17 protein-coding genes are annotated in these 19,997 nt (G+C 51.3%); 6 read left to right on the top strand and 11 right to left on the bottom strand.

Translation table 11 applies throughout. From position 1 onward, the window contains the following. Positions 1–531: 531 nt before the first annotated feature. The 3 genes from DWV58_RS03255 to DWV58_RS03245 all read right to left on the bottom strand — a co-directional run bounded on the left by DWV58_RS03255 (position 532) and on the right by DWV58_RS03245 (position 4,100). Complete coding sequence (locus DWV58_RS03255; protein ID WP_117583721.1) at positions 532–1,218, bottom strand: hypothetical protein; 687 nt, start codon at positions 1,216–1,218, stop codon at positions 532–534. Between the two features lie 562 nt (positions 1,219–1,780). After that, on the bottom strand, positions 1,781–2,638 hold the full coding sequence (locus DWV58_RS03250; RefSeq protein WP_158564514.1) for a DUF4365 domain-containing protein: 858 nt from the start codon (positions 2,636–2,638) through the stop codon (positions 1,781–1,783). Between the two features lie 484 nt (positions 2,639–3,122). Next, complete coding sequence (locus DWV58_RS03245; protein WP_117776169.1) at positions 3,123–4,100, bottom strand: DUF2971 domain-containing protein; 978 nt, start codon at positions 4,098–4,100, stop codon at positions 3,123–3,125. Positions 4,101–5,096: 996 nt separating this feature from the next. Here DWV58_RS03245 and DWV58_RS03235 point away from each other — a divergent pair. Together DWV58_RS03235 and DWV58_RS03230 are read left to right on the top strand one after the other, a co-directional pair. Next, positions 5,097–5,621 carry a hypothetical protein gene (locus DWV58_RS03235; protein WP_117776167.1) on the top strand — a complete coding sequence of 175 codons (525 nt, stop codon included), beginning with the start codon at positions 5,097–5,099 and terminating at the stop codon, positions 5,619–5,621. Between the two features lie 187 nt (positions 5,622–5,808). Beyond that, a complete protein-coding gene (locus tag DWV58_RS03230; protein WP_233540489.1) occupies positions 5,809–6,210 on the top strand; it encodes a transposase in 402 nt (133 codons plus the stop codon). 743 nt (positions 6,211–6,953) lie between these two features. Here DWV58_RS03230 and DWV58_RS03220 read toward each other — a convergent pair. The 5 genes from DWV58_RS03220 to DWV58_RS03200 all read right to left on the bottom strand — a co-directional run bounded on the left by DWV58_RS03220 (position 6,954) and on the right by DWV58_RS03200 (position 11,141). Next, complete coding sequence (locus DWV58_RS03220) at positions 6,954–7,526, bottom strand: hypothetical protein (RefSeq protein ID WP_118260275.1); 573 nt, start codon at positions 7,524–7,526, stop codon at positions 6,954–6,956. Between the two features lie 97 nt (positions 7,527–7,623). Continuing rightward, entirely contained in the window at positions 7,624–8,931 is a 1,308-nt protein-coding gene (locus DWV58_RS03215; protein WP_158564513.1) for an ATP-binding protein, read from the bottom strand. A 125-nt stretch (positions 8,932–9,056) separates the two neighbouring features. Continuing rightward, positions 9,057–9,536 (bottom strand): hypothetical protein, encoded by a 480-nt coding sequence (locus DWV58_RS03210; protein WP_117776163.1) that lies wholly within the window; start codon positions 9,534–9,536, stop codon positions 9,057–9,059. Between the two features lie 43 nt (positions 9,537–9,579). Then, positions 9,580–10,326 carry a DUF3307 domain-containing protein gene (locus DWV58_RS03205; protein WP_117776162.1) on the bottom strand — a complete coding sequence of 249 codons (747 nt, stop codon included), beginning with the start codon at positions 10,324–10,326 and terminating at the stop codon, positions 9,580–9,582. Then, positions 10,323–11,141, bottom strand: coding sequence for a SatD family protein (locus DWV58_RS03200; RefSeq protein WP_158564512.1), 819 nt, complete (start codon positions 11,139–11,141; stop codon positions 10,323–10,325). The genes DWV58_RS03205 and DWV58_RS03200 overlap by 4 nt, the downstream gene beginning before the upstream one ends. Positions 11,142–11,292: 151 nt before the next feature. On the opposite strand from DWV58_RS03200, the gene DWV58_RS03195 reads away from it, so the two are divergent. The 3 genes from DWV58_RS03195 (at position 11,293) to DWV58_RS09840 (ending at position 13,541) form a co-directional block, all read left to right on the top strand. Further along, on the top strand, positions 11,293–12,393 hold the full coding sequence (locus DWV58_RS03195; protein ID WP_117776160.1) for a glycosyltransferase: 1,101 nt from the start codon (positions 11,293–11,295) through the stop codon (positions 12,391–12,393). 4 nt (positions 12,394–12,397) lie between these two features. Continuing rightward, on the top strand, positions 12,398–13,195 hold the full coding sequence (locus DWV58_RS03190) for an acyltransferase (RefSeq protein ID WP_117776159.1): 798 nt from the start codon (positions 12,398–12,400) through the stop codon (positions 13,193–13,195). A 100-nt stretch (positions 13,196–13,295) separates the two neighbouring features. Beyond that, positions 13,296–13,541, top strand: coding sequence for a hypothetical protein (locus DWV58_RS09840; RefSeq protein ID WP_117776158.1), 246 nt, complete (start codon positions 13,296–13,298; stop codon positions 13,539–13,541). Here the strand turns inward: DWV58_RS09840 and DWV58_RS03180 are convergent. Then, positions 13,538–14,878: a hypothetical protein gene (locus DWV58_RS03180; RefSeq protein ID WP_117776157.1), complete on the bottom strand. Its 1,341-nt coding sequence runs from the start codon at positions 14,876–14,878 to the stop codon at positions 13,538–13,540. The two genes, DWV58_RS09840 and DWV58_RS03180, sit on opposite strands and share 4 nt — an antisense overlap. Positions 14,879–15,115: 237 nt before the next feature. On the opposite strand from DWV58_RS03180, the gene DWV58_RS03175 reads away from it, so the two are divergent. Then, positions 15,116–16,135 (top strand): glycosyltransferase, encoded by a 1,020-nt coding sequence (locus DWV58_RS03175; protein WP_117776156.1) that lies wholly within the window; start codon positions 15,116–15,118, stop codon positions 16,133–16,135. Between the two features lie 24 nt (positions 16,136–16,159). Here the strand turns inward: DWV58_RS03175 and DWV58_RS03170 are convergent, their stop codons facing one another. Next, entirely contained in the window at positions 16,160–17,956 is a 1,797-nt protein-coding gene (locus tag DWV58_RS03170) for an AAA family ATPase (protein ID WP_158551588.1), read from the bottom strand. Between the two features lie 202 nt (positions 17,957–18,158). Beyond that, a complete protein-coding gene (locus DWV58_RS03165) occupies positions 18,159–19,937 on the bottom strand; it encodes a hypothetical protein (protein ID WP_117629106.1) in 1,779 nt (592 codons plus the stop codon). Positions 19,938–19,997: the final 60 nt, after the last annotated feature.

Genomic DNA, 19,997 nt, shown 5'->3' with positions numbered 1-19,997 from the left:
TACTAGATTGGGGGGACGCGAGCCAAGCCATGGTGCGCCGAACGGTTAGCCACAAGGTCACCTTCGGCGCCAATGGCCTCATTCGTATAACCATTGAGTTCCAGACGACCGGCATCGATCCACACCCAGCCAACGCCCGAAACGCCTGGCTCGCAGCACGCAACGTTGCCTATAAGCATGCTCTCCGTGTCCGCGGTAAAAGAAAGCCCGCCTAGCAAAACGCACGGACAGGCCATAGCAACAGGCAATTCGGCGCAAATCGTTTGAGCAGGCGGCGCGCGGAAGGAGCGTATAGGGCGGTTTTCTGTTGGCTGTCAGCCGCGATATCCTCATGGAAACCTAATTGTCGCCGGAATCAAAGTCCCAGGCGCGGGCTCGATATCCTCTCGGATATCTAATCGTCTTGGACTTTTACCTGCCCAAACACAGTACAGCTTTTACGTGCTGTCACACGGAGCAAGGCTCAAAAAGTGTTATCTACAACTCAAGCCTCTAAAGCAGGCTACGCACGGGCCTGAAGGAAATTGAGGTCTAAATAGGACCCTTATCAGTCTTGCTGCGCATCAGGTTCACAAAACTGACAGCAGATTTGCTGGCCTTATATAGCTGATCATCAGATTTCTGAAGGTCATTCTCGCTTAATGAATCAAATTCAAGAACTTCTTGCCCGGCGTATATCAGCCAGCCGTTCTGCGCGAGAGATTCTTTCTCGACATCATTGAGATGTATGTCACCACGTAAATCTAAGGAGCAAAGCGCCTGCAAATCAGTAGAAGGAGTATTTGCAACCAAACCAGCAAGCCTCAAATACTCGTTGTATCCTATGCTTTCCTCAATGAAGGCCGAGAACAGCTTACTTAGATAATCCACCTTTCGTCTGTCTTCAACTTTATTGATCAAATTCAAGGTAGTTTCAAAATTCTCGATCAACTTCTTCTCGTTCTTAGCAAAGAACGAACGACGCTGTTCGTCATCGACGGAATCCAGTCCGACAAGGAAGCGTTCAACCTTATTAAAAAAGAGCTGATCAGGGATTGAAGCCACCGCTTTGACGGCCTTAAAGAATGAAATGCCGTCCAACGTTTCATCAAACACGATGCTTACTGCATCCATCGGCAGCCCCAATGAATCTCCGATACTTTTACAGTTTTCCAAAATAGTCACGATATTTGAAACAATAGATTCCATATCATAATGCGCTCGACTCAACTCATCCATACGCCACTCCCATAAGTCCACAACTTTATATCATTAGAATTCACTAAAGATATGGTTTATTAAAAACCATCCATCAGGGAGAGCCACCAGCTTTGAGGCGCTACAACCCTATGAATTAAATTCAAACAGATATAACACCACCAAAAACCAATAACGAAGCTAAACCTTCCACCGCCCTCGCGGCTCTTGAGCGTACTATGCCGGATCTTGGGATTGCTTCGCGCCGAAGCGAGAAGTACTCGCTCTCGGAGGATAGGTTTGCCCCAAGCCACGGATCGCCCGTCAAGAAGAACTCCGGCCAGCGGGAAGAGATGCCGGGCGGCAGGCGGAGCATGGCCACCGGACCTATCGAAACACATCTCCACCGTTCCTTCAACTGGGAAAATGCCGCCCCCGGGAGCCCGAATGGGACCTCGGGGGCGTTCGGCTAGCTGCGGGAACGGACTATTCGCTTAATGTGTTCGGCTGAGTTCGGAAATCAATCTCTTGAAGATAAGCAGTGGATTAAAGTATTCAACAAGAAATCCCGCATTACATTCAGCCCACAGCAAAAGACAGATCGCTAATACTCCGCTACGCCTTCGAACTCATATAAAAACCTCATATGATCGACGTCGAATCTAAGTGATAGCATATCTATAGATTTGCGCACATCAGAACACAGGCAAACGAATTTAAAAAACGATTCAGTTAATTCGCTTTCAAACTCTTTGTCGCAAATACGTTTTCCAAGCTCAATAGCTTGGCTCAATTTAGTAGCCACAAGGTGGTTAGAAATAAAACCAAGCATGTTATTAGCCTTCTTAAGGCTATCAAGAGCAGGCAAAACATATTGTATTGCGAAATCTAATGTGATGGTATCCTCCTCAATAAAATTTGGAAGTTGATACGCTAAATCACATGTATCTATATAATATTTAAGCCATGACTCTTTCATTTTTGGAAACCGAGAGATATGGATTAACCGACTTTCAGCAGAGGTATCGCCCAATCTATTGGAAGCTGGAATCAAAATAGTATTTGACCCTTGCTTTCGCCAAGACGAATTATCAAAATTCAAACGAACACGAATATACTCTTGCAACCAAACAAAATAGCACGCTCCATCATCCGCCAAAGAGCACCTGATTAAAAGAAAGGGTATTGCAAACATTTCAGCGTATAAAAGCGTCTTCGTATCAATGGAAAATGGAATTTCAGGTTTATCTTCGAGAGGTTTATCTGTTCCCTTCACCTGAATTGCCATTAATTCACCAGTAGCGAATCCGTTTTCAAAGCGCTCAAAAATTTTATCGATTCCAAAATCACGTTCTGTTAAGTCTCGAACAACCCAGCTTTCAGAAGGCATAAGGGAGGTGACGAAAGAGCATGCCGCTGTTTCAATTATGTGGCTACTTGGACGTTTCGGAGGATATGCCATATGAATCATCTCCATCAGTCTTAACGCAAAGGCACCTAATAACGACAAAATAAAGATAATAGCCCACATAATTAGACTGCGTGTCAGTTGATATCAAATAAGCGGTTAAGGACACAATAACCCATAAAACAAGAAGCACTCGCTGTGTCCAGGGGCATGGATCATCTCCTTCATCCTTCCTGCTCGAGCACGCCAGAGTAACCACGCGGTAAAACCATTGGCCAAGAGCAGCGCCCCCAATCCCCGGGGAGCGACCCGCTTGATTAAACTGCTCAGTATTACGTGCTCACGGGCTCACCAAGAACCAAGTAATAATCCCAATTTGATAAGAAAATCTTAGATAAACAACTCCCATTAACGTAAATTACATCAAATTATCTTTCGAAATGTCCCAGTAGATATAGCAATCGCCAACTCAGGAGTCCACTAGTACACGATTCAGCTGACAAACAAATGACTATACGGCACTATTAACGGATAACTATCACTGTTCATCTACAGGAATATCCAGTTTATTCGCCGCGAAAATGCAACGCTCTCTATCCTCTTGAGTCATCCTGCTCCCAAGAATAACTCGCAACGGCTTGCATGGGCGTTGTACATAATTCATCTCAAGCTCATCTGGCTCTGGTACAAGACAGCCACGAAATTCGTTCTCCCACTCAAACGCACTGCCCTTTCTGTAAATTGCCCGCAGATCACTAAGCATGTCGTCGCTGCCCACATTAAGACCAAGCATCCTAGCAGCAGTCCAAGCAATTTGGGGGTCGCAATTAAATGGTTTGTCATCATATAAAATTGGCAATATCTCAGTACGCATTCCGTTAGCAATATTGCAATTGCAAATAGCTTCTCTGTCGTAAGCAAGAACGAAACCCGCTTGGTTTTCGGAATAAACATTCCACATATTTGAATCGCTAGGATTGTCTGTTAGGCACAAAATGCGGCAACAATTTCGGCAGTTATTCTGATGAACTGGAGCAATAAATCCTCCAACAAATAAACGCAAGTTTTTAACAGCCGAGCGAAAAAGGCTAACTCTCCCCTCATCGGATAGCATCTCGAACTCATCAATTCTTGCTCGATTTAAAGGAACCCCCAGAGCCCCTAAAACAAACGCAAGTCGTCTAAAATCAATTTGATTAATTATCTCTAACGCTTGTTCATCATCATTGAGATAACTTTCGATTTCATCTATACCATTCCAGTTATAGATCGGCACCGAGTCGCGCTGATCGCTGAAAACCCTTGGATGAGAAAATGTAACAGTTGCGTTTTCTAGGTCGGCAAAAGCGTATTCAGTTGGAGGACGATAGCGGTAAAGCATTCGTGGGACGAGAAAAGTCGATAGAGCTTCCAGCTCCTTCCCTGCGGAAACAATGGAAACGCCATCGTTTTGCTTGGCAACGAGATTAGCCAGCGTCTCCCGATATGTTTCTTTCTGCGTCAAGCTTAGCACCATGCAATATCGCTTCCCAATCTAGCTAAATTAGATGCAGTTGATTTTATCCAGTGCAAAAAACTGAATGCGCACACGAAGCAGAAGTCATGTCTATAAACTACCAAAAAATGATTCCGATTGGAACGTACCGGAAATCATAAAAGCTGCCAACAATATCTTTAATAGTCTGAGATGACCAGAGATGAAAACATATAGCTATCAAGCAATCTTATCCTCCAATAAAGACGCCAGCTATGACATCGAATTCCCCTCTCTGTCAGGTGATTTATCAATGACGGAGCGCCGCAGAGACTGCAGAAGCAGTCGAGTATGCAGAAAAGATTTATATGTGCGTGTCAATTAAAAAAGTCTCAGTTAAAGAAAGTTAATCCAACGATATTGCCGCCCCTTCCAGTAACCCCAGTACAGCCGCAAGGTGCCCCTAGGTCATCTCGCACATTCTAGTGGGTTCCGTCCGAAACTGAACCTCGAACGCGTCGCACCTATGACTGTCGGCGTGCCTTGTCAGCCCGGTCAACGAGAACCATATGAGGAAGCGGTCAAGCATGCGCGAGCTCACCGCGCAGAACGGATTCCGATTCAGGCACACTCGCCTACACGGACTCCCCGCCCGAGCCAACAACGGCATCGACCGGATAAACTACAAGGTCAGGCAAAGGGTGAGGTTCGTCAGCACCTTCATCGATGGAAACTCGGTCCCATGCTCGTCACAGCAAGGTTCGTGCGCACCGTTGAGCACGAGCGGATAAAGAGGAGGTATCTGGAAATCACAAAGTCGGAAGAGATCGACGAACTGAAGACAAGAATAAGGGCTAGGGCATCGGACAGAGCGAGACTGGCTCAATCAATTATCGAAAGAATCTTGGCGGCACCTACAACCACTCGGAGAATTTAAGCATTTAAAAAATCACATTAATTTGAGCAAATGCAGTCATCAGGTCAGAAAAGTAACGCAGTAGCAATGCAAGCGCTGAATATGCAAGGAGCGAATCAAAATTGAAAGATAAAAACACCACAATCCCCTTTGGAGCCGATGAAATTATGTACTCATTCCTCAAATCAAACGGTGCTCCCTTAACAGATAGCGAATTGAAAAGGATAAAACATACTGAATCACTGAAGGATTTAATGGCCCTTGGCTATATTCGACATGAGCACTCAAACGTTTTCCTGACATTGCAAGGCAGAATGGCTCTTCGACAATTTGACGAAGAACATAAGAGTGAATCTAACAAAGAATCCGCAAACGTTTTCAGTATTATCATTAGTGTGCTGGCAATTTTAGTATCTATGCTAAACACAGTTGCGGGATTAGTTAAAAACGACGCAACCGTCAATTATGCCTCAATCAATTTATTCACTAATATGCTTAGCGCACTTGAAGTACTGCTAATCGGATTTTTTGTCTCTAAAAATATATTGCCCTCGGTAAAGTACTTTAGATTCCACCCTGTAGCTCGAGTCTTATTTGGAACGATGGCAGCGGTACTATTATATTTTATTGTTCAACGCTTTGGATAGCAGATGGTACCCCATCCACCCTAAGCTGCGAAAGGCTTTCACGGACCTCAGCACATGGTACATCGCTTTTAGTGGTCGGGTCCAACCTCTCGTGGACCCTGTTGACCCGCAAAAGGCGAACGTACCAGTCGAGGTAGGCCTGCAGTTTCTTAGGAAACATACTCGTGAGGCACCATGGGAAGTGTCTTTGCCACGAGCAGAGAGCTGCTGCCCGAGGGCGGCGGCGATCCTCGAGGAGGCCGAGCCGGACGCGCTGGCCTACCTCGACTTCCCGCCAACCCACTGGAAGCGCCTGCGCACCAACAATGTCCAGGAGCGGACCAACCGAGAGATAAAGCGCAGGTCGCGCGTCGTGCAGGTGTTCCCGTCAACGGGCTCGCTGGTGCGGCTCGCGGGCGCGGTCATGTGCGAGCAGGACGAGATATGGCAGGAGTCCAGATACTTCTCGGAGGCAAAGATGAGGGAGCTCTACGACGAGGGCCGCACGCGTGGAATCGACGGGACGGTCGACTGGGAGCGGCTGGAGGCGGAGGCCAGGAAGATGATCGAATCCGGCCTCGAGCTTGCGGACAGGATCGAGGCGGCATAGGATATCAACCGTGTTCCAGGTTCCCGGACGCCGGGCCGACTCGTTTCGGATCGGGCGCTGCACCAACTTTCTCGACACTACCCTCGAAAAGATTGACTACGAAGGTCACCTGTCTCAAATTGACGGCGAAGATCATCTGACATTAGCGGCGCACCTTCTCAGAAGATCATGCCAAGCGTTTGCGTTAAAAACCAAAGAGATTCTCGGATACAAGGCATTAATTAACAAAGGATACAACGGAAAGGGTCACTATGTATTTTGCCAAGCTGACTTGGAAGGTAGAATTGCGTTAATTGATGCCCGAGGAGTAACGACAAGTTACGATAAATTCATACCCAAGCGCCCACCCGGAACTTTGTTTGATGACAATCCCTCCGGGCGGGCGTTCGTACGTGCGCCGAAACGCCCGGGATACGGCGCACGGCACGCTAGCCAAGGATGGCGGGGTCGAGAGTGAGGCGCACGGGGCAAACGTCAACGACCCAGTCCGCCTGGAGCGGATGGAGATAGTGAACGACCTGTGCTCGAGGCTGAAGCGCTGCCTTTGGCGCTACTCGGGAATGTCGCCGCGGAACACCCAGGCGCATCCCGACTGGCGCGTTGGCCTCTTCCGGGTCCAACAGGCGTGCGGTAGATGGGACCCGACCGCAAGGGTCGTACGCCATATCCCGATGGCCGACGCGACCTACCACAGCTTGGGGCAGGTGCTACATCACCCGTTATCTAAACTGCACAATCTGATCCTAAATGTCCTCTCTTGATTCCATTGCGCCTCGCCAAGCCGGTAGGAGCGTTCTAGAAAATTCACTTTCTGTTAGCGTCAAGACGTCCTTCACGCAAAATCCTTTTAATTTGTCCGAAAGCCCAAAGCGTGCCTTTTTCCTAATCGAGTCGGAAATCAGCTTTGACGCCGACTGATTCGTCGGCTCATTCTTGTTTCCGTTGTACACCAAAACAAAAACGCAGTGCTCGCGAAACCAACTTGTTCTCTTTCCCCATAAATCCGAACAGATCAAAACGCTGTCCTTGCATTTCTCAACGAGAGCGTCCCTCTGGCCAAGATTGATGCCGAGCTCTTCATCAAGCTTTGAATTAAGCCTCTTTCCCAGCCCCTTCGTCAGACTACCGTTTTTGAATTCAATTAGATATAACGTTTCCCGGTCACAATATAGTGCATCAGCAGAGCGCGGAAGATCCATTCGCCTATTAACTCTTTTGCAGTAGCTCTCGGTAACGGAGTCAAAATTAACAATAGAGAAGTCGTCATCAACTAGGGAAGACTCCCCATCTTTAGATGTTTTGGATACTGAGGACATGCAGTCCTTTAGAATACAGGTTCTGCAACGGACACACTCATCACCGTCATCATGCACCTCGGGAGTCTTCGGATGCGGGCAGGAAATGCACAAGTCGCTACTCAAGACCGCACTCCTCCCTCTCAAGAATATCAAAAGGAGCTGCTAACTTCTCATAGGCCACTTCCGTTGAGCGGGTTATGTCGGTCAAACGAGAGCGTCCATCGGCGCAGGTTTCCGCAAGATAGTATGAGCACAATCCATCAATTCCGTACTTTTTAGAATACACTTCGATCGCATTCAAGAAATATGGACTATGGGTACTCATCAAGACATGCATTCCGAGCTCCTTCTGGAGCAGCACGATTATCTCGGCAAAGGCAAGCTGCCATGCGGGATGAAGATGAATCTCAGGCTCATCGAGGATAATGGTTCCTCCGGCTTCAAGCGCCCCAGACTTCAAGAGCACCTTCATGATAGCGAACGTCTTCAAGCCGGCAGAAAGGTTGCCTGGCTCTAGCCCTCGAACAAAACCCCCTTCAAGATATATAAGGTGATCGCGACTGCCGCTCTTCTCGAAATGACCCGGACATAAGGAGACGACTTTCTCCATAAGGACGTTCAGGTGCCGTTCCATTGCAATTTCGTCGAATAGCGAGGACTCTTTGTCATCGTTGCGGATGGTAGACCTAATCAGGTCTTGGCGAAGCTCCTCCTGATGCCCAAGTAGAGTTCTGGAACGAAAAGCGGAGCCGTAGGGGCCCGCGAGCGAGTCAATCAGGAACGGATCGTCTAGATAATGCGCCCTGAATCGCAAGGTTCTTCTGTCGCACACCTCCGTTACCTCATCACCTGCGATTGAGAAAAGCGTAGAAGAGCCCTTTATCTGGAGCTCGACTCTTCCGGATTCATCGTCGAAAACAGAATTTATCTGGCCGTTGAACTCGCTTCGGAATCTGTTTGTCGCAATTGCACGGAACGCTTCGTCATCGGAAATATCCATGATCTCGATAATTTGATCTGCGACTCCTGCCACACCATTCGTGAAATCGGATTCAATTTCACGAGAGATTTCCTTCCCGTAATAGTCCTTTATCTCATCAATTAGTTCATCTCTCGTGTACTTACCCGAAAAAACCCTATCGATAAAATCGGATATTCTTCCAGCACTTCGCCTGTGGCGAGGCGTGGAACCGAAAGGACCGCCTATATAAGCCTTTCTGAGAGCACGCTCAACGCTATAGCGCCTCATGCGATCGATTTTATTTTCAGAATCGGACATACTGTTGAACGCCGCATAGAGAGCTTTCCCGACCGTGCTTTTTCCCGTTCCGTTCTCTCCTGCGACTACGGCAATACCATCAATTTCAACATCAGCCTCAGCAACTCTACCGATGTTTATACATTGATTTTCATTGCATGTCACCAGCTCTCAACTTGATATATACAGTGCTTAGATTATCGCACAGAGAAATTGGCTTCTAAGGGACGCCCCTAATGAGGAGTGCACAAAAGATGCCATTTAATTATGCAAAGAAAGGTAGGGCACTTCTAAAACCTGCGGCTACCAAAAACTGCCTTGACGCTAGGATTTTCAATGTTAATCAAACTGTTCCCAATTGCACAAACAAGATCATCTATCTCATCCTTTGAGAAGCAGTCAATAGCTTCCATTTGCTTCAGCTGCTCATAAATGCTGTCAAGAAATTCCTTCTTCGTTAGGCTTTTGTCGAAATACAGATCTTTATTCTCTTCTCGTACTACTGGATTTTCAGAGTTTCTAATAAAATAGAAACAGTTACGAATATTGTTCCCGTGAAGAAACACGTCGATAAAATCGGCGTCTGACATGTTATTTAATGGCCCTGGATCACGCACGTAGAGAAACGACACCGCCTCTCCAGCAACAAATCTATCATAGGATTCACAATATTCACCGCGAAAAAAACCGGGCCGCATGGTCAAGTTATGAATGCACGGCTTTATTTTGTTAATAAGCTCTTTTCTGAAATCATCAGATGAATTATTCATGGGCCCCCTCTCAGTCCTTCTCCTATTAACGCTTTTATTAGCATCAGCAACCAGCGCTATTAAACAAGTACATAAATAAGACCGCAGAAGCCATTGCTAGAAACACGCTCGCCAATGAACCCAGCAAATAAACCTCAGCGAAATCCTTGTCACTTTCCAGCTGTTTAAAGCGCGCGATACTTTTTGCAGTAAAAATAAATGCAATAGCCGAATATTGGTTCAGCAGAGAAAGCGCCGCGACAATCAGTCTTTCAAATATTCCAATCCACTTGCCTGAATGTGCATTTGATGTGCACGCCGACTGCTCCGTACCAGGGTTTCGGAGAAATTGGAGGACCTTGGCAATAGCGATGCTGCAGGGGCGTCCGCAAAAGCACAATGTCGAAACCCAAGAGAGCTCAGCTCCACGGTTGCCCAAGAGATTCGAAGCAATTGGCCGCATGACCCAGAGGTGACAACATAGAACGCTCAACATAAACAAAAGTACAATATGCAGCATCTGATCGATCAAAAAACTACCAACCGGTGAGAGATCAAGCCCTGCAATCTTTCTTCTCAGGCTGCCATCGATAAACCAGTGTGAAAGAGCAAATACTGTAAAGGACGCAGCCGTGGCGGCTACACTCGCCTCAAACAGAAGAGCTACTGTTGCTGCGGCGCCGGCCGCGTAAATTAAACAGTGCAGACCAAGGGCAATTCTATTGCTATCCTTCTTATCTGCCATCTTATTCGTCTGAAAATAAAAATCGAACAGCATGTGGAATAGAAGGAAACACCCGAACACCCTCATGACGGCTCCATTTCATTAAGGAAATGAACGGCGAAAGCAGCCAGCTCTCTTTCTCTTACAACGTTCGCGAGCCTAAGGCTTTTCTCGAGCCCCTGCCTCGTCTTCCCCATCGCAACACCCATTTGTCCCGCAAGCCCTACATGACTAGCCCTGATGCTATCTACGTTGAGGTTGAGAGAGCTGCCCAACGCCACTGGCGCGCAATCGCTCGGATTGCTTTTAGCGCCGTACTTTTTGCCTATACGCGCCTCGATTAGCTCAGCATACCTTTTGCTCAAAGTCGCGTCTCTGTCATCATGCAGCATAAGCGGTCGCAGTAATTCAACAACCTCACAGTAATTACGCTGCGACTCGTTTCTGCGATCAATTATTTCTAGACAACCCGCCGCGCACAGTTCCTTCTCGCGCGAAACGCCCGAAACATCAATGATCTTTAAATCGCTGTACTTATCCTTTTCAGACTCAGCAATTGCTCTACGCGCACAATGGTATGCTGACCCGTCTTGTTCCGTCGACAATGCGGACTGCATCCGAGTTTTCCATTCTCCCACTCCAATACCGCCCCTAAGATCAACCGTCTGGACGAGTATCTTAATAAATCTGTATGCCAAGAATGCGCCAGCCGTACTACGAAATAGACCCTGCAATTCATCGCCCGCACTAAACATAAGCGGCATTTCGAGCTCAGTTTTAAACAGCTCGTTTGTGCAGTCCATAGCGTTCGCAAGATCTTCCTGCGCGCTTTGCCTCCTACTGTCCGAAAGACATCTCGAATGTCTCATATCAACCATGAGGGCCGAATATCTATTGTTCATCAGGCTTCCTTTCCTCATGGCGATTATAGCAACTATTTTAGTTGCTTTCGCTCATTTGCAACGGTTTTAGTTTCTTCATGGCGGATGCAACTGAAATCGTTGCGTTGTAATAGGCTATAATTCTTCCAAATCGCCTAGAGAAAGTGTTTAAATGCTGACCGTAATCGTGCCCACCTACAATGCCGAGCCGTATCTTTCTCAGGCTATAGGCAGCTTATTAAACGAAAAGAATATCGAACTGGAAATCCTCGCCATCAACGACGGATCCACCGACAACTCGCTCGCTATTATGCAAGGTTTCGCTGCGCGCGACTCACGCGTTCGAGTGATTGATAAGGCAAACCAGGGTTACGGCGCAACCTGCAATCTGGGCATTCGCGAGGCAAAGGGCGACTGGATTGCCATCCTCGAGCCCGATGACTGGATCGAGCCCGGAATGTACTCCGACACGCTTGCCTTTGCCAAGCGCGAATTTGGCAATCCGAACAAGCTCGATATTATTGAGACCCCGTATTGGATCATTCGCAACCCCGATACCCCCCAAGAGGTCAAACTACATTGCGCATATCGCGGTCGCATCAATCCACCCCGGCAACCGTTCACCATTCACGACGCTCCACACCTGCTGGCCCATCATCCGTCCATTTGGTCGGCAATCTATCGTCGCGACTTTCTGATGCAAAACAATATCTGGTTTAAGGAAATCCCCGGTGCGGGCTGGGCCGACAATCCATTCCTTGTCGAAACGCTCTGCCAGGCAAAGGCCATCGCTTACTGGCCCAAGCCGTATTACTGCTACCGCGAGGAAACACCCGAAAAGGCAGCCGCCCTGGCAAAGCGTGACCCCTTGATGCCGTTTAATCGCTGGAACGATATGGTCGATATTCTTGAGCGGCTCAACGTCACCGACTCCGCCGTCTGGACACCGCAAATCACACGTGGCTTCACCTATATGGGCATCATGATTGAGCACACAGGAATTGACGGTCACCCCGAAATCGAGCAGGCCATCCACAGGATGTTCGAACGCATGCCGCAAGAGCTGGTATTTGCCAATCCTCGCGTTACTCCCGCGGCTAAAAAGCTCTATGCCGAGTATATGGGCATCGCCAACCCTAAAATCAGCTACTGCGCATACGCCAAGGACCTCGTGGGCGAAGGCTTGTATAACGTATGGAACAAAGGGCCCAAGCAAACTCTAAAAATGATTGCATCCCACTTTGGTTCATACAACGCGCGCGCTGGAAAATAGTCTGATGGGCAGAAAAGCAAGCAGAAATACCTCAATCGAAGCGCTGCGCTTGGTCGCGGTCGCTGGGATCGCCATATTCCACACGTTTCAGTGGACCTTCCAAGCCGTCTGCACCGGCCTACCGGAATATGCGCCACTCGCCGTCTTCCCTTACTCCGGTGCGCTCGGCTTTATTAACCTGCTAGGTTGCTGGGCCAACGAGGTCTTTTTTATGATCTCGGGGTACTTCCTTATTCCCTCGGCGGTACGCGCCCTCCAAAACGGTTCGTCCGCGCAGGGCCTCACTCGTAAATCGTTTGCGCGGTTAAAGAAGATCGTCTTGCCCACACTCTTTTATTGCGCTGTCTGCCTGCTTGTCTCGATGTACGTCTATCCCCTACCCGAAATCTCCCTACATGAGATTGGCTGGCTTACGCTGGGCATTGAGTTTATCTGGGTCTACGCGGCATCCGTATTGCTCGTCCCAGTGATTGCGACGATACGGCAGCGAATCGGCAGCATAAGGGCCCCGTTTGTCGTAGCACTTCTCGTGCTCGCAACATTTGGAATCAACTGCTACATCGCGGCGACGGCAAACGAAGCTGCCGGTATCATTTTGTGGCGCAAGCTCATGAGCGCCGTTACCTACCTGGTCGCGTTTTGCAGCTGGAGAAATGCGTTTTGTCCTCGAATGCCACAGCAACGCATCCGGCGCTCAAAAATCCAAGATCGTGCTTATCGGACTCATTGCAGCCACCGTCGCGCTCGAGCTCCTGCTATCGGCAAATTGCCAGTACGACGCGCTCTGGAAGCTCTCTTATAAGTCCACTTCCGTCATATCCTTTATCTTGGCCGCCGCATCCGTTGCCGCCGCAGCGCTCCATCAGCCGCGCCACGAAGTCTCAGCTGCAGACAAGACAATCATGTCTCTCGCCGCAGGAACGCTCGCTTTCTACGCCGTACAATCGTTTACCTGCAACGTCTGGCGACCCATCTTCGACAATGCAATCTACACCATGGCGACAGGCATCCAAACGGGAGAGCCCCGTCCAGCCGCCGCCATTTTGCTCGGAATCCTTATGAGCCTTTGTCTCGCGCTTGCCCTGCTCCTCGTGGATATCGTTCGCCGGACTGTGGTCGACACCATCAAGGCCCATATGAACAGTTAGACGTCCTTCTGACCCTGCAGACCACGAAGCGCGCTTACACCAGAAGCAAATAAAATCGCAAAAACAATCGCCCAATTCTTGCAGCCAAATACCGGAATATGAACGATCGCATGGTCGTGCATAACTACGAAATAACCCAGAACAACCACCAGAGGCAGTGCCATGAGCAGCGACTGGATCAACACTTTGCGACGACGACCCTCTTGCGCGCCAACCCGTATTGAGCATACGAGTACGGCAATCCAGGTCACCAATACGGCAGCAAACGAAACAAGACAAACGACGTTCGAGAGCATCGCATAACCAGCAGTTGAGCAAATGGCAAACAGCTGCGGGCTCATGCAATAAAACTCCTTCAAAATCTGAGGCCAGTCAGCTTGAGGCAGCAGCGACGACGCACCGTGTGCAGACCAAAGGCCCATCTCGTCCAGAACGTTCGAAAAGACCTCGTTCAAACCCAACACCGATGCAGCGACAACCCATTTCATCGCCCAGGTAAAGACAAACGAAAGCCCAAACCCAAAGAGCGCCTGCAGCATCGTAACGACGCAGCGCTTGGGACGCTCGCCCTCGGGGAGCGCAATAAAGGCGAAAAAGCAATGCAGGGCGACAACTGCGGCAGGAATCGTTAAAAAGTCAAGAAACGAAAACACGGCGCCAGTCGCTATCGACCAAAGGACAAGGCGGCTTGTGAAAACCCGTGCGTTCGGGGCCGAGTCCAAACGAAGGCTCATGCAAGACATCATGATGAGCGCCACAAAAAACGAGATACACAGCAGCAGATCGCCGATAACATTGAAAAAATGATTGGTCGAGAACAACAGGATTGCAAGGAAACCCAACGTCACTGGCATTGAAAACCGCTCGCGCAAGGCAACGTAAGCGCAAGCGGAGCCGGCAATCGCCAGAGCAGCCGCGGGCACCACGACAACGTCGATACCGCCAATAAGCAGGCAGACATTCGTAAGTAGCTGCCATCCGTGCCAATACCGGTAGTACTGCTGGTGCGTAATCCCGCCGGCTTTCGTAACGTCATCGATCTCGGCAACAGCCATCGTCTTAAACGGAGAACCTTGATCCTTTTGCTGTGCGACTTCAATGACAAAACGATTGTTATCAAAGCAAACAGGACCAGCTGCAACACGGTGGTCGTAGACATACATGTCAGACAACAGGGTCGAGGACTCCGAACCCTGCGCATGCGACTCGATAACGGGCCTCGGTAGGCAATTCGCCGCGGTATTGCTCAGGACAAATGCGACCTGAAGAACCAAAAACAGCAACATGACCTTGACGGAAAGGCTATCGGCAAGGGAGGCCAAACGAGTTTTATTCACAGGTCATCCAAACAGAAAGATTGCGTTCACAAGAATCGGCACCTATGTAATACCACAATGCGCGCATGCAATCTCGCTACGCCCACACGTCAACCAGGCTTGCAGCAAACGTTCTTGGTGATTAGCGGAACATTACCCGCGGGCGCCCGCCTACGCTTACAATAGTCGTGTCCCATGGGACACGTTGTTTATTCCGCAGGGCCGATATGCTGCCCACGCGAAAGGATATTCTCGTTCATGACTTCCACCCTTCCCGCTCCCATCGATAAGCTCGCCATCGTCGTCGTTACGTACAAGCGCCAGGAACTCCTGGCTAACTTGTTCGGCTCCATGACCGAGCTCACGGCAACGCCCTGGCGCATCGTGATTGTAGATAACGAGAATTCGCGCGAGACCGAGGCCATGTGCGCCGCATTCAACGAGCGCCTGGCCAACCTGTGGGGCATCGACACCGAGCAGCCCGACGCGCAGGGCGGAACCGACCGTGTCATCTACGCCCCGCAGCTCGAAAACGGCGGCGGTGCGGGCGGCTTCTCCGCCGGCACTAAATGCGCCTACGACCTGGGTGCCCAGTGGTTCTGGGTCATGGACGACGACGTGCTCGTCATCCCCGAAGGCATCGAGCGCTTGGCCAAATGGACCGACCGCTACGATGTTATCCAGGGTTCGCGCCTAGACTTCGACGGCGGCGCCTTCTTTTGGCAGTACCAGCTCATCCTTTCGCTCGGCATTCCTAACCCCGTCGCCAAGTGGGACTTGGGCCCCGAGGGCTATCGCGCCATGAACCAGCTGTGCTTTGAGGGCGGCATGTTCTCGCGCCGCGTGGTCGACAAGATCGGCCTGCCCGATGCGCGCTTCTTCATCTACGGCGACGATGCCTGCTATGGCTACGTGGCCAGCCAGCACTTCCCCGCCGCCGTTGTTGCCGACGTGGTGCTCAAGCGCGCCCGCGCTGTCTCTAACTGGGACATCGCCGGTAAGCGCCAACTCAACTCCACGAGCGACACCAACCGCTACTACATCATGCGCAACCGCGGTTATCTGGCCCGCTACATGCAGATCTATGGCGACTATCACCCCATGCTGTTCCGTCTGGGCAACGCCGCGACCTTCTGCAAGGAGTTCATTCGCCTGGCCACCGTTGACAAGTGCTTTAAGACCGGTATTCCGGCGCTGCGCCGTGGCATGAAGGACGCCCGCAAGATCGTCAAGGACCCCAACTGGAAGCCCATGCCGCCCCTGAAGGACGCCGAGTAACGGAAGCCGGAAACACCTTGGTGCTTAAAGCCGCTGGCACACCGTAGCCACATGCTGCCCATCAAAACCGAACCCCCAGCGCATGCGACCCACGCCGGGGCGCGGCACACGGATTTCGTCGATGCCGTCGCGCTCTATGTCGAGTAGCGCCTGCACGGCCAGCAATTCCAGGCCCAGCGCATCCACATCGGGGTCATACATCAAGTTAATCGTTATCAGCGGGCGCTCGCCCAGCATACCGATCGTATCGGCTATGTCGAACACGGCGCCCGTAGGAAAAACCTGGATGTCCCAGCGATCCGCGCCACACTTTCGCCTCGAAGCAGGATTGGCATAGCCCGGCAATCCAAAGCAGAGTCCTTGCAAGAGTAGGTGATATGGCAGCGGTGTATCTGGGTCGGTCGCACCGATTCCCGCATCTCCCAAGATGCGGCTTAGCGCCCGCCTCACGGTATCCTCGTTCCCATGGCACAGCCCGTCGCGAAACGCATCGACGTCTCGAATGTCTTCTGCAGCGCACTCAAACCACTCAATAATCACTAGACGCAAGGCCTGGCGAAGCTCGTTATTGGGCAATCGCAAAGCACGGAGGCGATCGCCATGCTCTGGCTCCTCAGTCATATCCGTCGTGAGAAAACCGGACAGATACAGCGCTGTCCACATGCCATCGTCAGGCGAGACATCTGGCTCTGCAGTGCCCAAACAAAGCGGGACCTCAGCGCGCCCATGGGCCTCGAGCAAATCAAACAAGACCGAAAGGCGGTCGAGATTCCACCCGGCAACTACCCTACTCAGGCAATCGACATATCCATACAGATCGGCACGCACAGGCGCCGTGCAGCCTCGGCCCAGAAAACCGATCACACGCTCTGGACTCGAGCAATAGGCCCTGCCAAACCGATACCCCTCGAGCCATTCACGCGCATCATCCAGGTATTCCTCGCGCCCAGCATGATTCAAAAGAGAATCGACCTCGGCATCCGAAAAACCGAAACATCGGTCACACCACGCCGACAGCGGCGTCGTCAGACAATACGAGCAGCCGCGCGAAGAAAGCGCCGCTTCGGCAGGACCGGGACACTCCCCCATCAGACACGTCAGCCGCAACGAATCGCGCGCAGTGGCAATGGCGTCAAACAGCACACGGTCAAGTAGTTCTGCCGGATCGGCGACGGAAGCGTCCCTCGCGCTCGCACGGCGAGACCACGCCGCATCGTACCCATCAACGAGCAATACAACCTGCTCATCGCAGGCAACCTCCAGCAGCTCTATGAGCACACCGAGCACCGAGTCAACCTCGTCCGCGCTCGCCACGCCACGCGCGACACGTTCGATGTGACGCACCTTATCTCGAGCTAAATCCGGAGCCTCCAAGAGCGCCAACAAGCGAGCGCACTCGCCCGAAAGGGCATCGCGCACGACGCCGGCAATAGCGGGGCCACGCCTCGCGACGCCAGAAAAGTCCAGCGATATCACCGGATAGCAAGCATACTCATCCCGATAGCGCCCGCCGTTCGCATCCCAAATCTGAGCATCGGCAAACAAACGCTGACCAGAGCGACCGACCGCTGGACGCTCCAGAAAAGCCCTAAGCATCGACAAGTTCATGCTCTTGCCAAAACCCTCGGGTCGACAGCACACCACAACGGACGCGTCGCAGTCCAACACATCGGCAATAAACATGGTCTTGTCAACCAGCATGCAGCAACCAAGGGCCTCCGCATAGTCGTGCATGCCAATGGGCAAAACCGCATCGTCGGCACAGCCGATCAAGCGCACGCCAAAGCCAGCAGCACAATCAACATTTGCCTGTTCAGACACCAAAACGTTCCCCCTAAATCGCTGCACGATGCCAATTGTAATGACCGCCTCGCGCGTACCGACGACGCCGTGCGAACATATCGGGCAACGGTAGCAACAAGAGGTGTGAGGGGGCATAACTAATCGTTGCACAACAAAACGGGGCCCGATGCATTCGCACCGGACCCCGTCCCAACTCTTTAGTTATCTAGCAACCAAGAGGCTACTCCTCCGAGCCGTCCTCCCCAGAAGCTTTCTTCTGCTGATCGAGCTTATGCTTACCACTTACGATAGACGTAGCGCCCAGTGTGGCCAAGCTTGCACTGGCAAGGCTCGCCATAACGATAAGGTCGCCCGTCTTGGGCATGTTACCGCCAGATGACTTGGTCGTTGTAGTCGTCGTGGTTGTAGTGGTCACCGTCTTGGAGTCATTTTGCTCTTGGACCTGGTTGTCAGCACCGCTCTTGTCGTCGTCTTCGGGCTGTTTCTTTTCGCCCTCGGTCTTGCTCTCGTCCTTCTTCTGACCGGACTTGTCGCCCTTCTCATCAGAGCTAGGACCCTTATCGGATTCAGCCTTTTCGGAAGCCTTGCCCTTGGAGTCGCCCTTTGCGGCCTCGGTCTTTTCCGTGGAAACCTGATCAGAGTTGTCCTTGTTCTGGGTCGAGCCATTATTGACGCCAGCCATCAGCGAAGAGCCCAGCGTAGAACCAAGCTGCACGGAGAAAGAAGGCTTCTTGTCCGGCGAAGCAACGGGGGCGTCCGGCACCTTATTCGAGTCGTCCTTGGAAGCATCGGAATCAGGTGTTGCATCAGAGCCAGAGCCGTTGTTAGAGCCGGTGTCAGCGGACGAATCGCTCGAGCCGGTGGATGAGTTAGAGGTGCCAGCACCGGTCGAACCAGAAGCGTCGCTGTCCGTATTGCCGGCAGAGCTTGAAGACGAATCGCCCGCAGCAGAGCCGTTCGAATCGGAGCCGTTCGAGGTAGAGCCGTCGTTGGTAGTACCACCAGCAGAACCATCACCGTCAGTATCGGTCGAGGGCGCATCCATCCTGTCATCGTTGGCATCGTCACTCGAGTCGTCATTCGAATCAGGTGTCGGCGAGGGTGCCGGCGTAGGCTCGGGCTGCACGGGCGTCGCAGCGGCAGCCTCATCCTCGGCGATATAAGCCAAGCAGTCCTTCAGCTCGTTGCGGTAGCGGTTCTTCCAGCCCTCATGATACTGGGGCTGGCTCGAATACTTGGTCGCCACGTTATTGACCACGCTGTTGGAAAGCGCCGTCACAAACTCGCGATCACTCATACCGTTAGAAAGATTCGCCCAGCGGAAAAAGTCCCTGCAGCCACCGGTGCCGCACATGTTGGTGATGCTCCACACCATGCCCTTGACGCAGTCGGCGCGGCCCGAAATATCAATGCCCAAGCCGCTCTTGAGCCACGCCTCGGTCACCGCATAGTACGAGTTATACGCATAGGCATCTTGAAGTGCTGAGAACTCAACAGGATCGGTGTTGTACGCACCTTGGAAGGCCTCCTGCGCAATACGGCCCAGCTCGGTGAGCTGGCCGTTCTCGTACATGGCATTGCTCGTGTTGGAAATCTCGCTGCCGCGATCAATCGCATCCTTGAGCATGCTGTATTTTTCGGGGTTGTAGTTGTAGGCCTGCTTCATAAACGGAATGAGCGACCATCGACGGTCGAACTGGTAATAGCCCAGCGCGTTATAGCCGTCGCCATACGAAAAGCCCTGGTTATAGTTGCCATGGCTCTCGTACTTGGTAAAGTACTTCATCTCGGGGGTCACGTTAACAAACGAAACGCCCTGGACCGACCTCAGCACGCCCGAGAAGGACTGCTGGGTATAGAGACCCTTATCAATATCGGTGGCATCCGAGGCAACGCCCGGCGTGGGCTCCTCGGCGACGGCGGGCGCGGGTGCGGTAACGGCGCCAAACGAAAGCGCCAGCGTCAGGCCCGCGACAATCGCAGAATGCTTGGGCTGCATAAGATCCTCCCTGCATTGGTATAGTTAAAGTGCAGTTTGCAAAGATAAAAATAAGTATTG

Origin of the sequence: Collinsella sp. AF11-11 (assembly GCF_003465485.1) — a bacterium.
GTDB lineage: Bacteria > Actinomycetota > Coriobacteriia > Coriobacteriales > Coriobacteriaceae > Collinsella.
The sequence above is the reverse complement of the archived record's forward strand: the minus strand, read 5'-3'. Positions and strand labels throughout refer to the sequence as shown.